The 12,598-nt window shown below is 68.2% G+C and carries 9 protein-coding genes; 5 read left to right on the top strand and 4 right to left on the bottom strand.

The annotated features are described in order from the left end of the window. Positions 1-158 precede the first annotated feature (158 nt). The gene (locus AAF430_09600) at positions 159-653 is read left to right on the top strand and encodes a hypothetical protein (protein ID MEM7410473.1); all 495 of its coding nucleotides are present in this window, start codon (positions 159-161) and stop codon (positions 651-653) included. Then, the gene (locus AAF430_09595; GenBank protein MEM7410472.1) at positions 650-2,584 is read left to right on the top strand and encodes a prolyl oligopeptidase family serine peptidase; all 1,935 of its coding nucleotides are present in this window, start codon (positions 650-652) and stop codon (positions 2,582-2,584) included. The genes AAF430_09600 and AAF430_09595 overlap by 4 nt, the downstream gene beginning before the upstream one ends. A 4-nt stretch (positions 2,585-2,588) precedes the next feature. Here the strand turns inward: AAF430_09595 and AAF430_09590 are convergent, their stop codons facing one another. Beyond that, positions 2,589-3,812, bottom strand: a complete 1,224-nt coding sequence (locus AAF430_09590) for an alpha/beta fold hydrolase (protein MEM7410471.1) — start codon at positions 3,810-3,812, stop codon at positions 2,589-2,591. Between the two features lie 41 nt (positions 3,813-3,853). On the opposite strand from AAF430_09590, the gene AAF430_09585 reads away from it, so the two are divergent. After that, positions 3,854-4,279 (top strand): hypothetical protein, encoded by a 426-nt coding sequence (locus tag AAF430_09585; GenBank protein MEM7410470.1) that lies wholly within the window; start codon positions 3,854-3,856, stop codon positions 4,277-4,279. Positions 4,280-4,446: 167 nt separating this feature from the next. Then, positions 4,447-5,973 (top strand): BCCT family transporter, encoded by a 1,527-nt coding sequence (locus AAF430_09580; protein ID MEM7410469.1) that lies wholly within the window; start codon positions 4,447-4,449, stop codon positions 5,971-5,973. Positions 5,974-6,031: 58 nt separating this feature from the next. Here the strand turns inward: AAF430_09580 and AAF430_09575 are convergent, their stop codons facing one another. After that, complete coding sequence (locus AAF430_09575) at positions 6,032-8,428, bottom strand: insulinase family protein (protein ID MEM7410468.1); 2,397 nt, start codon at positions 8,426-8,428, stop codon at positions 6,032-6,034. Positions 8,429-8,747: 319 nt separating this feature from the next. On the opposite strand from AAF430_09575, the gene AAF430_09570 reads away from it, so the two are divergent. Next, the gene (locus AAF430_09570; GenBank protein MEM7410467.1) at positions 8,748-9,182 is read left to right on the top strand and encodes a plastocyanin/azurin family copper-binding protein; all 435 of its coding nucleotides are present in this window, start codon (positions 8,748-8,750) and stop codon (positions 9,180-9,182) included. A gap of 301 nt (positions 9,183-9,483) precedes the next feature. Here AAF430_09570 and AAF430_09565 read toward each other — a convergent pair whose 3' ends face one another. Both AAF430_09565 and AAF430_09560 read right to left on the bottom strand, forming a co-directional pair. Further along, positions 9,484-11,127 (bottom strand): hypothetical protein, encoded by a 1,644-nt coding sequence (locus AAF430_09565; GenBank protein ID MEM7410466.1) that lies wholly within the window; start codon positions 11,125-11,127, stop codon positions 9,484-9,486. Positions 11,128-11,241: 114 nt separating this feature from the next. Further along, positions 11,242-12,594 (bottom strand): MFS transporter, encoded by a 1,353-nt coding sequence (locus AAF430_09560; protein MEM7410465.1) that lies wholly within the window; start codon positions 12,592-12,594, stop codon positions 11,242-11,244. Positions 12,595-12,598: the final 4 nt, after the last annotated feature.

The following is a 12,598-nucleotide window of genomic DNA, read 5'->3' as shown; positions in this document are numbered from 1 at the left end:
CGTTCGCCGAGGAGAAGGCCCGAACCGACCGCCGCCTCGAGAGGAGGACGGCCCGAGCCCGCCGCCTGGGAAGGGCACTTCGCGGGGTGTTCCTCGCCGGGAGCGTCGCGGCCCTCGTGGGCTGCGCCAATTCGTGGCCCGTCTTTCCAGGGGACGCGGTGGCATTGGGGCCTCTCGACGGACTCCTGGTCGTGCATGTGCGCACCAACGCCCCCCTCGGCGCCGTGCATGCGGGGCGGACCCTGGTCGCCGAGGACGTGCCGGTGGGAGAGCACCTTCAGCTCATCGGGATCCGCTCGGGCAGCTACCGATGGTCGGAGATCCTGCTGACGGCCCGCGGCGGGGAGCGACGCCGCTTCTATCGGCAGCAAGACACGGCCTTCGAGTTCCGTCCGGAGGAACGCCTGTACTTCCGCGTCGAGCCCGGGAGCATCAACTACGTCGGGATGCTCGACGTCCAGCAAATGGGCGAGTACGAGGTGTACATGACTACCATCGACCGGACGGCGATCGCGCGCGAGATGGTGGGCGAGGCCTATCCCGATCTCTCTCAGGCTTACCCTTTCGCGTACAACGGACCTGCGCACCACGTCTTCCTCGAGCGCCACCGCGCAGCCACACGGGGAGCGAACGCTTCTGGGTCCTCTCCGTGAAGCACCGGTGGAGCCTCGCCTGTCTCGTCGTCGCTCACCTCCTGGCGGTCAGCACGGAAGCGACGGGTCAGACGACCGAGGACCTGTTCCGCCCGGTCGCTGTGAGCCGGCCCGTCCTGAACCCCTCGGGTCGGCTACTCGTGGAGACCTGTTTCGACTACGAGTCGCATTGCCTGCGGGTGCGCATGGTGGAGTCGGGGGAGTCGACGACCCTGCTGCTGCAGAAGGATCCGATCTGGAGCGCTTGGATCGATGACGACACCTTGATCGTCAGCCATCGACACAGGGGGGGCTATCGGAACGCCATCGCGACGCTCGAGACGATGGAGCGCTCGGTGGCGAAGCGCCTCTCTCCGATCCGATCGCGCGGCCGTGTGATCGATACGCTGCCGCTCGTCAAAGGCGAGCTTCTGTGGTCCGTCGGGAGCGATGCGTATCGCCTTCCGATCTCCGAGCTCGTCTCGCCCAGCGGGTGCCGGCGTCAGCGTTCCGGCGACCCTCCCTGTCGGACCCTGCACGATCGCTTCAAGGTCTCGGCGTTGCCGGAGCCTGCCTTGCGCTGGATTGCGGACGCCGAAGGGCTACTGAGAGCGGCGCTGACCTATGACCCGGACTCGCCGACCGAGCGGACACTTCGATACCGCGCGGATGTGAACTCCCGCTGGCAGAAGATCGGCCATTGGGATGCTATCGACGACGAGCCGGCGATTCCGGTGGGCTTCGCGAACGGCGGTCGCGACCTGCTCGTCCTCAGTAGTGAGGACCGTCCGACCGCTGCGCTCCGCCGCTACGACATCGAAAGCGGGCGCCTCGGAGAGGTGATCTTCGCGCATCCGGTGCTCGACATCTTGAACGTCATCACCGACTACCAGGGTAGAGAGGTCATCGGGGTCTCCTACGAGGAGGCCGGAGTGGCGCGGCACCACTATTTCGACGAGATCCTCTCCGAGAAGCGCGCCTTGCTCCAGAGCCGCTTTCCGGAGCAGATCACCCAGATCGTGAGCACGTCTGCCGACCGAGGTCGGTCGATCGTTCTCGTCAGCGATTCGTCCGATCCCGGCAGCTACTTCCTGGTTGATGAGTTCTCCCAGCAACTGGAGGAGGTCGGGAAGCGGATGCCCTGGGTCGATTCCGATCGGTTGTCTCCAGTGCGTGTCTTCGAGGTGGATTCCGCGGACGGTCTTTCGATCGAGGCCTTCCTGGCGCTGCCGAAACGGTTCGAGGGAGCACGCCCCCCTCTCGTCGTCATGCCACACGGCGGGCCTCTCGGGATGCGCGACACGCGCGACTTCAACCCCTGGGTGCAGTCGCTCGCCGGCGCGGGGTTCGCGGTGCTCCAGGTGAATTATCGCGGTTCGTCCGGCAAGGGCAGGGGGTTCCTCGATGCCGGCCGACATGCCTGGGGACGCGGGATCGAAGACGACATCGAGACAGCGCTCCAGCGCGTGCTCTCGGAGGGCGAGGTCGATCCCAAGCGGGTCTGCATCTTCGGGTACAGCTACGGCGGCTACTCGGCGCTGATCAGCGCGACCCGCCCCGGACATCCTTACCGTTGCGCGGCTTCGGCAGCAGGCGCCAGCGATCTCCTTCTCCTGTTCGCTTCGAGCGACTTCGCGGTTACCGAACACGGGCGCCAGGCCTACGCCGAGATCGTTGGCGACCCCGTGGCCGACCGGGAACGCCTCATCGCGACATCGCCGGCGTACCAGGCGGACGCCATCGATATCCCCGTACTCCTGGTCCACGGCGATCTCGACCGACGCGTCGACCGGGAGCACAGTGTCCGTATGCGCGACATGCTGCTCGCCCGCGGGAAACCGGTGGAGTGGCTCTGGATTGACGACGCTGAGCATGCCACCACACCGGAACAGACCGCGCAGATCCTGGATCGGGTGTTGCGATTTCTCGCCGAGCACCTCGCCGCGCCCTAGGCGCTCAGTCGAGCACGCGCGTCCGGATCTCCACCTCACTGTGGAGCGTGCGGTGGACCGGGCAGCGGTCGGCGATCTCGACGAGGCGTGCGCGTTGGTCGTCGGAAAGGCTCGGGCCTTCGATCCGAAGCGCGCGCTCGAAGCGGTCGACCTTCCCGGTCTCGGTTTCGCAGCTCTCGCAGTCCTTCGCGTGGATCTTCGCGTGTCGCACCGACACCGAGACGCGTTCGAGCGGCCATTTCTTGCGATCGGCGTACATCCGCATCGTCATGGTGGTGCACGCGCCGAGCGCGGCCGACAGCAGTCCGTACGGGGTCGGACCCGAGTCGTCGCCGCCCACCGACGGCGGCTCGTCGGCCCGGAGCCGGTGCGGTCCGATCTGGATGTCGTTCGCATAGCGGCCGTAGTCGGTCTCGGTCACGGTGACCTCACCGGGTTCGGCTTCGCCGGCTGAATCGGCCGCCTCGGCCGGGAGGTAGCGCGCCGCCCAGCTCGCGATCACGCCGGCGGCGTAATCTGCATCCTGCGCGCGCGTGAGCAGGTGGTCCGCACCGTCGAGGGAGACGAAGCTCTTCGGGTGCTTCGCGGCGAGGAAGATCTCGCTGGCGTTGTCGATGCCGACCTGGGCGTCGAGTGGGGCGTGCATCACCAGGAGCGCTTTGCGGAGTGAGGCGATGCGTTCCGCGAGCGGATGACGCTCGAGATCTTCGATCATCTCGCGTCGGATCCGGAAGCGCCGCCCCGCCAGTTCGACTTCGCCGACTCCCTCGCTCTCGACGCCGGGCAGGGCGTCCACCAACAGCCGGCGGACGTGGGCGGGGTCGGCCGGCGAGCCGATCGTGACCACGGCCGCGGCCTCGGGGATCCGCGCCGCGCCCGCGAGCACCGCGGTGCCGCCGAGGCTGTGTCCGACGAGCAGGGCGGGGGCGCCGACGGTGTTCCGCAGGTGATCCGCGGCGGCGACGAGGTCGTCGACGTTCGAGGAGAAGCTCGTGTTCTCGAACTCGCCGGCCGAGTGACCGAGCCCCGTGAAGTCGAAGCGCAGGACCCCGAAGCCTCGCTCGGCGAGCGCCCGCGAGACGCGCGATGCGGCGACGAAGTCCTTCGAGCAGGTGAAACAGTGAGCGAAGAGCGCCGTCGCGCGGACCGGTCCCACCGGGGCGTCATAGCGGGCGGCCAGCTCGGTGCCGCCGGCACCGGGAAAGGTGAGACGAGACGTACGGATCATGGCGATTCCTCTCGGCAGGCTTCGAGCGCCCTTGCGGCAGGTTGCGAGCGTACCTGCCCTCGGGCGACGGCGGCGGTGTGTCGAACCCAGCCCGGGTCGCCTTGACCTGGGCCCGGGGCGAGGCCGAGAATCGGCCCCCATGCGCCGGCCGCTTCGATCGCTCCTTCGATGCCGGCGACGGCCTGCCCGACACCGTCGAGACGAACACGGGTGTCTTCGTCGACCTCGGGGATACGGGAACGGATCCGCTGCAGTCCGACACGGATGGTGACGGCGCAGACGACCTGCGAGAGGCGACCTCGGGAACGAACCCCGTCGATCCCGCGTCGACCCCGTTGCTGCAGACCGTTCCCGGGCTCACCCCGCTGGGCGGGATCGGGGTGATCCTGGCCATCGGCGCCGGCTTTGCGCGCCTCCGAGCCTCCCGATCTCGTCCGGGAACACGAGCCTGCCGGCCCTCTGAATAGGCCGCGCGCTCTCGGGGCTCGGCCGCGGCGAAGGCCTGCGCCGGTGATCGTCCGCACACGGCGTCACTGCGCGGCTTGGTTTGCCGACCCGCGCCGCTCGCCGGTGTCGCGCGGATTCCTCCTCACGCGCTGAGGCGTTCGGGGTAGCATGCACGCGAGAAAACTTCGTGGATCCCGACGCCGACCCGAATCAACCGGGAACCCTGGACAGGCCCGTCTTCGCGACTTCGCTGGTGGCGCTGCTGCTGGCTGCGATCATGCTGGCCCTGGCGCCGGAACACAGCGCTTCGTTCATCGAGGCCAGCTACGAAGCCATCGCGACGCACCTCGCGCCGGCGTATCTGTGGTCGGCGGTCCTGACGCTCGGCCTGCTCGGCGCTCTCGCGTTCGGGTCCCACGGCGACGTCACCCTGGGCGACCCGAGCGAACGTGAGTTCTCGAACTTCAGCTGGTTCTCGATGCTGTTCTGCGCGGGCATCGCGAGCGGCCTGCTCTACTGGGGCACCATCGAGTGGGCGTCCTATTTCACGGCGCCCCCGTTCGGGGCCGAGCCCCGTTCGGACGCCGCGATCGCCTGGGCGACGAGCTACCCGCTCTTCCACTGGGGCTTCCCCGGCTGGGGCTTCTACGCGCTGACCACCCTCGCGGTGGGCCATGCCGTCTACGTGCGGGGCGAGAAGTCGTTTCGGATCGGACGCGCGTGTCGGCCGGTGATCGGCCGGCACGCCGATGGCGCCCTCGGGCGCGCCATCGATGTGCTCTTCATCGTCGGGCTGCTCGGCGGGGCCAGTACGTCTCTCGGCCTCGCCCCGCCGATGATCGCCGCGGGCCTGGCCCACCTCACCTCCGGCGAGCCGACCTTCGCATGGAGCGTCGGCGTGATCCTCGCGTGCGCCGCGATCTTCGCGGCCAGCGTGTACGTCGGGTTGGATCGTGGGATCCGCCGGCTCAGCGACTGGAACATGGCGACGAGTCTCGCGCTCGTGCTCTTCGTGCTGGTGGTGGGGCCCACCCTGTTCATCCTGAAGATGGGCACCGCTTCGATCGGTCACATGCTGCAGCACTTCGTGCAGATGAGCTTCTGGACCGACCCCGTGCAGAACACCCGCTTCGTCGAGGACTGGACCGTCTTCTACTGGGCCTGGTGGATCTCCTACGCGCCCTTCGTCGGGATGTTCGTGGCGCGCATCTCGCGCGGGCGCTCGGTGCGGGAGGTGATCGTCGGCATGCTCTTCCTGGGAAGTGGAGGCGCCTGGATCTACATGATCGTGCTTGGGAACTACGCGCTCTGGGCGGAGCTCACGGGCGTCGTTCCTGTGCTTTCGATCCTCGAAGCCCAGGGGACGCCTGCGGCGATCGTCGCCGTGATCGCGTCCTTGCCCTTCGGTGCGGCTTCGCTGGTCGCTTTCTGCGTGATCGCGCTCATTTATCTCGCGACCACCTTCGACTCTGCCGCCTATACGCTGGCCGCCGGCGCGACGAGGGAACTCGAGGCGGGCGCGCACCCCGAGCGCTGGCACCGGATGTTCTGGGCCATCGCGATCGCGGGGCTGCCGATCGGCCTGATGGCGATCGGAGGGCTGCGCTCGCTCCAGCTCGCCTCGCTCGTCGGGTCGGTCCCGCTGCTCGGGGTGGGCGTGGTGCTGGCCGTTTCGCTCGTGCGCGGGCTGCACGCGTCATCGCGTCGTTCCTAGAAGCCGCCGCGAAGCCGAACGCATTCTCCAGTGGCAGACCAACCCGCCGAACGCCGGGTCAGGGGCGCCAGGCTTCGAGTTCGAGCACGACCCGCGCGTCCGTCGACGCACTGTCCAGCAGCGAGACTCCTTCGCGCTCTCGGGCCAGGGAGGCGAAGCGGGTCGCCCAGCTCGGGTCGCGAAACTCGAGGGTCCAGCGGCCCGGGCCGCTGCCGGGCTCCGAGGCCTGGTAGTGGTCTTGTACCAGGTGCCGTGCGAACTCGCGCGCCTCGGGGCGGGACGCCTCGGCATCTCCCAGGAACAGGCAGACGCCGTACGCGCCCAGGGATTCGGACCCGTCCGCCGCCGCAGCGAGCGACGCGTTCCCGTGTTGTCGTGCCAACCACAGGTCGGGACGAAGCACCTCGAGGGTGCGGTTCGGCGGTGAGTTCCAGGCCGCGTTCACGAGCGGCCAGCCCCCCTCGGCGCGCAGTGCCTTCACCATGCGCATCCCTTCGCCGTAGCGGAAGACCTTGCCGAACCGGTCTCGGTCCACCGGGCTCGTCGGGAGGAGCGTGGCGTGCGAGAGGAAGTCGTAGTTCATGAGTTCAGAGACGGCGAGCATGGCCTCGCCCTCGACGAGTGCGGAAAGCGCGCGCGCGGCATCGGTCGACGCGGCTGCTTCGTGCAGCTGCGTGAGATCGAAATGCTGGTCCTGCAGCGCGTGGACGATCTCGTGGAGGAGGGTCCCGCTTGCGAAGGTCTCGCTCCGTCCCGCCATCACGACGAGGCGCTTTTCCCGCGGTGAGTAGTAGCCGGCGATCTTCTCGTCCCGGGTGTTCGGAGCGCCGTACTCGATGCGCAGGTCTTCGCGGAACGGGAGACCCCGCCAGCGCTCGACCCGCGTCATCCACGTCTCGGCGAGACGCACGATTTCGGGGTCGAGCGTCTCCGGGTTCGCGACGCCGCGGCCCTTCCGCCGCACCTCGGGCTCCGGAGGCGGGGCTGCAGCGACGCTGGACGTCGCATCACCGGCGCCACTTGCCGAATCCAAGGCCTCGAGCTCGGCGCGCACAGCGGGATAGTCGACGATGGAGAGGGCCTCTTCGAGCGCGGCTCGCGCTCGTTCCATCCGTCCGAGTTCTCGCTCGAGCCGACCGACGTAGAACAAGGCGATTACGCGCTGCTTGCGGCTCTCCGATTGCGCTGCGAAGCGCGTGAACGCTTCCGCGGCGGTCGCGTGGTCCCCCGAATCGAGCGCGCGCTCGGCGAAGGCCCAGAGCGCTTTCGAATCATCGGGAAGCTGCGTGGGATCGGCGATCTGAGATCCCTCGTCGGGCACGAAGCGCATCGCGACCCCCGACGCGGGCACGAGCCATCGCTGGGCGGCCTCGTGTACCGATGCCGGTGTCAGGTCGCGCAACACCGCCGGGTAGTCCGAGAGGTAGGTCGGGTCGCCGAGAGCGCTGTGGATGCCGAGCTGGGCGGCCAGCGAGAAATAGGGTCGCCCGCGAAGCGGAGCGCTCGACAGGCGTCGCTCCAGGAGATTCTGGGCAGCCGCGAGGTCCGAGGCGGCCATGGGCGCGATCGTCGCTTCCCGGAGCGCCTTCTCCACGAGGGCGTCGGCGTCAGCGCCGGCTGCGGAGAGCGTGAACCGATCGCGACCCTGACGTTGGCCGGCCGAGACCGAGAGCCCGGTGTGACGCTGATCGAGAACGAGGGCCAGGGTCTCGAGGGCGACGCGGTCGAGGAGCGAGCCCTCGTCGGTACGGCGGGCGGGCCCCAACCAGGCACGAACGACTCGCGGCATGGAGAGCTTGGCGGTTCGCTCGATGCTTCCGGCACTTGGGGTCGCACGAGCGAACGCACGGTTCACAGGGTTCGTTGCCGGGATGGCGCCGAACGCTCGCTCGATGGCATCGAGCGCTTGGCCTGCTGGAAGGTCGCCGGCAACGACGACCGCCGCCCGGCCGGGTTGGTACCACCGGTCGTAGAAAGCTCTGATCGTCTCTATCTCGATCTGTCGCGCCTGGGTGTGACCGTTCTCGTCGGGAACCGAGGCGCCGTAGCCGGCCGGCCCGAACACGAACCGATCGATCAGCAATCGGCGCCGACGCGTATCGCTCGCGGTCTCGCGTTCTTCCACCTCCAAGCGGGAGCGTTCCGCGGAGACGGCCTTCTCGGGAAACGACAGGTTGCGCATGCGGTCGGCTTCGAGGTCGAGCACACGCGCGAGCGCCGCCGGTGGGATCCCGTCGTCGTAGTAGAGGGTGTAGTCGTCTCGGGTATAGGCGTTCGCATCGCCTCCGAGTTCGCGGACCGTTCGCTCGAGCTCTCCTGGCCCGACTTCGTGGGTTCCTGCAAACATCGCGTGTTCCGTGAGGTGGGCGAGTCCCGAGGTTTCCGGGGTTTCCATCCTCGATCCGACCGCATAGACCACGTAGACGGACACCGAGTCCGTTTCGGACTCCTGCACCGCCAGCGCCTGGAGCCCATTGGGGAGCGTTCGGCGTTCGAATCGATGTCCGAACACGTCGAGCGGCGGCGGGGCGAAGGCTCGCGGCGGGGCCGCGCTCTCTGGGGCACGGCCACCGTCCCGGACGCTGCACGCCGAGCCGAGCCACAGCGGCATCAGGAGGAACAGGAGGCTTGCCAGGCCTCGTTTGAAAATGAAAATCGTTTTCATTAACGTCCACGATGCGTCGTTTCCGAAGTCCGGTCAAGGCCGGTCCGGGAGCTACGATGCGTTTCGCCCTGCCTCTGCGGGGAATTTCACTGAGACAACGGGAGGAAAGATGAAGGTTCTGCGCGCGCTCGTGATGGTCACCATCCTCGCCTGGGCTGGCGCGGCTCACGCCGCCGAAGTCGTGATCGAAGGCGACGACATGTTGAAGTTCGACGTGACCGAGTTCACGGTCAAAGCCGGTGAGTCGGTCAAGCTGACACTGAAACACGTCGGCCAGATGCCGAAGGTCGCGATGGGGCACAACCTCGTCATCTTGACAGCAGGAACCGACGTCGACGCCTTTGCGGCAGCTGCCGTGATGAAGCAGGACACCGAGTACTTCCCGGAAGACCAGGCGGACAAGGTGGTTGCTCGAACGAAGCTGGTCGGCGGCGGTGAATCGGACACGATCGAGTTCACGGCGCCGGCGCCGGGCACCTACCCGTATCTCTGCACCTTTCCCGGGCACAACGTCACGATGCGCGGCGTGATGACGGTCGAGTAGCAGTTGCGCGAACCGTCCGTCTCACCGTCACCGCGAACGTCCCGGCGAAATCCAACGCTCCTGCAGGAGCAGGCGGGTGCTGGTGCGGACGAGCCCGGTTTCGAGGCCCTGCGTTCGAGCATCGTCGCGAACGCGATCGCGCTGGGACGCGGGCTCGAGGGAGCCGCGCTCTATTCCGGGCAAGGATGGGACGAACTGCGCTTCTGGGTGCGCCTCGGCGCCGCCATCCGACGAGGAGAGTTCGGACCCTGCCAGGATGAAGCGGACCAGCGACGCGTCTGGGCGAAGTTCCTGACGCTCCTCAGCGAAGGCCGCTTCGACGATCGGATCGCGGGCTGGTCACGCGCGATCGTGCAACGGCCGGTTCGCTTCCTCTGCAGCCGCAAGCGCCTGGTGCCGCAGGAGGCGGCGGGCTGAGCGCCGGGTGGGCGCCCGCCGCCGGCCGCGCGCGATCACGGAGCGGCGCTCCCGGCGAGCGCGTCCAGCCGTGCTCACCCCCTCGCCCCGTGCCGCCGGACCGTCCAGGATGGGTCGCGGTCGTCGGGCAGCCGCGCAGCGCGTGGCCGGCCAGCCCGCACAGGAGCAGCGCGACCGCGGCGAGCGCGAAGGGGTCGCTGAGGCCGGGCACGGCGGGGAAGGCCCTCGCGACGATCTGTAGTCCGGAGACGCCCGCGCAGAGCGGCGAGCCCTCGCTTCCCGACACGGTGATGGCGCCTCCTGGCGCCGAGGTGACCACCCGCTTCCAGGAGACCCCCTCCACCAGCGCGAACGTCGGATCGCCATCCAGGTCGCCGACGAGGTTCCCGTTGACTCGGATCGCCCCGCTGATCGTCTGGGTGTCGGCCGGGGCGTAGACGATCACGTCGTGCGCGGTTTCTGCCAGGCCCGTCACCTGTAGAGACCAGACGCTCGGGAACGCACAGTCGAAGCCATAGTCGCCGAGCAATTGCTCCGCGTCGGTGGCGCCGGGGCCGATCGATCCTGCGGCGGAGCTCGTGATCAGCAACGCGCTCGCGCCGCTCGGGATTCCGAGGGTGTCGGTCAGAAGCGTCGTGCCTACACCGATCTCTGTCCACGGGCCCGCGGGCCCCGCCGCACCGAAGGAGTTGGAAGGCGTCCCTAGCCCGGTGCCCACATCGATGTTGAACGATCGCAGTAGCTCGGAGTGCACCTCGAACGCGGTAAGGTCGAGTTCGACGCTGCTGGGCTGGGTGGCGAATCGGTCGAAGCCGCCGAGTTGTGATGCGCTGGCGATCGCCGATGTCCCCACGCCGAACAGGTCGATGTCGACGGGAGGGGTTTCCGGATATCCATCGACCCGAATCGATCCCAGCGCTCGGTTCGATCCGCGGTCCACGAAGAGGTCCAAGGTGAACGCGGCACCTCCCAGAAGTGCAGCGGCCTCTCGTCCGCTCAACGCGAGGAACGCCTCGGCGATGACCGTCACACCGTCGGCACCCGAGACCAGCGAGACGCGTAGCTCGGCCGACTCGTTGCCGGCTTGCCGTTGCATGCGCACTCCGACGGAGATGGCATCTCGTGTGATCTCGACGGCAGACGAAAGGCCGGCGAACGCGGTCCCGTCGCCCACCATCGTCACGTTGGCGTACTGGCCACGCAGACCGAAGTCATTGGCTCCGAGCGTGGCGGCGGTGTCGATAGCGGTTCCCTCGAGATTGATGGGGCCCGAGGCGAAGACCTGCGCCGCCCCCGACTGGAGCGCAGGTTCCCCTGTGAGGAGCGTGTCGAAGCCAGACATCCCGGCGATGCCCAGCACGTCCTCCTCGGGAGTCGTCGGAAAGACGGTCTCCGCCTCGTAGTCCTCTCGATAGATCCGACTCTCGAGGGAAAGCGCCGTCACGCTCGTGCCGAGGAACAGGGTCGACGTACACGCGGCCAGTGCTCGCGTCACGATCGAAGCGAACGAGAACCGGGGGAGGTCCATGGTCTTGTCTCGTGAGGGCGAGGCCACCTCATTCTAGTTCAAGCCGGAGTGGCCGTGGGCATGTGCCATCGCGGGCACATGCGGGACTCGACCTTGGGGTGGTGCGACGCTCGATCACCTTTCTGCGTCGCCGCGGGCGTCGAGCTCTCGACGGATGCGGGCATGTTCTCGCTCGGAGAGCTCGAAGCGAGAGAAGAGCGCAACCGCGATCGCGAACGCGACCATCGGGACTCCGCCCATCAGCCAGAGCATCGTGTCCTTCGCGAGTTCGGTCTGCTCGGCGGCGTTCTCCACATAGCCCGACCAGTCGAGCCCCACGCCGACCACACCGATCATGATGCCGCCGGCGAGCTTCGACATGAAGCTCCAGCCGGCGAAATACGCGCCTTCCTTGCGTTCGCCCGTGAGGAGCTCGTCATAGTCGATGACCTCGGCCTTCAGGGCCTGGCCGAGCGTGTTGCCACAGGCGTTCGCTACGCCGGCCAACACGGCGCACGCGGCGATCCAATGCCAATCGCCTTCTCCCGACCAGAACACGAGGCTGTAGCCCACACCGCCCTGGACGAGCGCGAAGAGCCAGAGACGGCGCTTCTCGAAGTGGCGGCCGAGCCACACCCAGAGCGGGACGGCGACCAGGGCCGACACCATGTAGCCGCCGAGCAGGGCCGGAAGCAGGTCGGGGCGCTTCACGACGTATTCGATGACGAAGGGGGTGAGCACGCCGATGGCGCCCGAGCCGAGGTTCTCGATGAAGAAGACGAAGAGGAGCAGGCGCGCGTGGCGGTTCGCGAAGACGTCGCGTACGGCGTGCAGCGGGTTGTGGCCGCCGCGCCCGGCGAATTCGGCTCGCTCGCGGGGGAGGGCGGCGACGCACCCCACGACGAGGGCGAAAGCGATGCCCGCGGCGACGAACCCGAGCATGGCCGCCGGTCCGCGCCCCTGACCGACCCAGTGCACGCCGAGCGTGCCCGCCGCGAACATGCCGAGGGTGCGCAGCACCTGACGGACGCCGAACACCACGTTGCGCTGCTGCCGCTCGAAGGTGAGCTCGGCGCCGAGGGCCATGTGGGGCACCTCGAAGACGGTGTAGGCGGTGTAGAAGCCGAAGATCGCGACGGCGATCCAGGCGATGAGACCCGTCCCCTCGAGGGTCGCCGGCGGCGCCCAGGCCATCGCACCGAAGAGCGCGAGTAGCGGGCCCGACGCGTAGAGCCAGCCCTTGCGACGTCCCAGGCGGCTGCGGGTGCGATCGGACAAGTTGCCGACGAGCGGGTCGGAGACTGCGTCCCAGAGTTTCGCGACCAGAAAGATCGTGCCGACCGCGGTGGCCGAGGCGCCCAGGTCGTCGACGGCGAACTTCAGGTACATGATCAGCATGAGCACGTAGCTGAACTGCGCCGGCACCGAGGCCAGACCGTAGGCTGCGAGGTCGCGCGAGGTGAGCTCGCCGCTCGGTGTCTGGGGCACGTTC

The sequence above is a fragment of the Myxococcota bacterium genome (genome assembly GCA_039030075.1).
Lineage (GTDB): Bacteria > Myxococcota_A > UBA9160 > UBA9160 > SMWR01 > JAHEJV01.
This window is presented reverse-complemented; position numbering and strand designations above follow the sequence as displayed.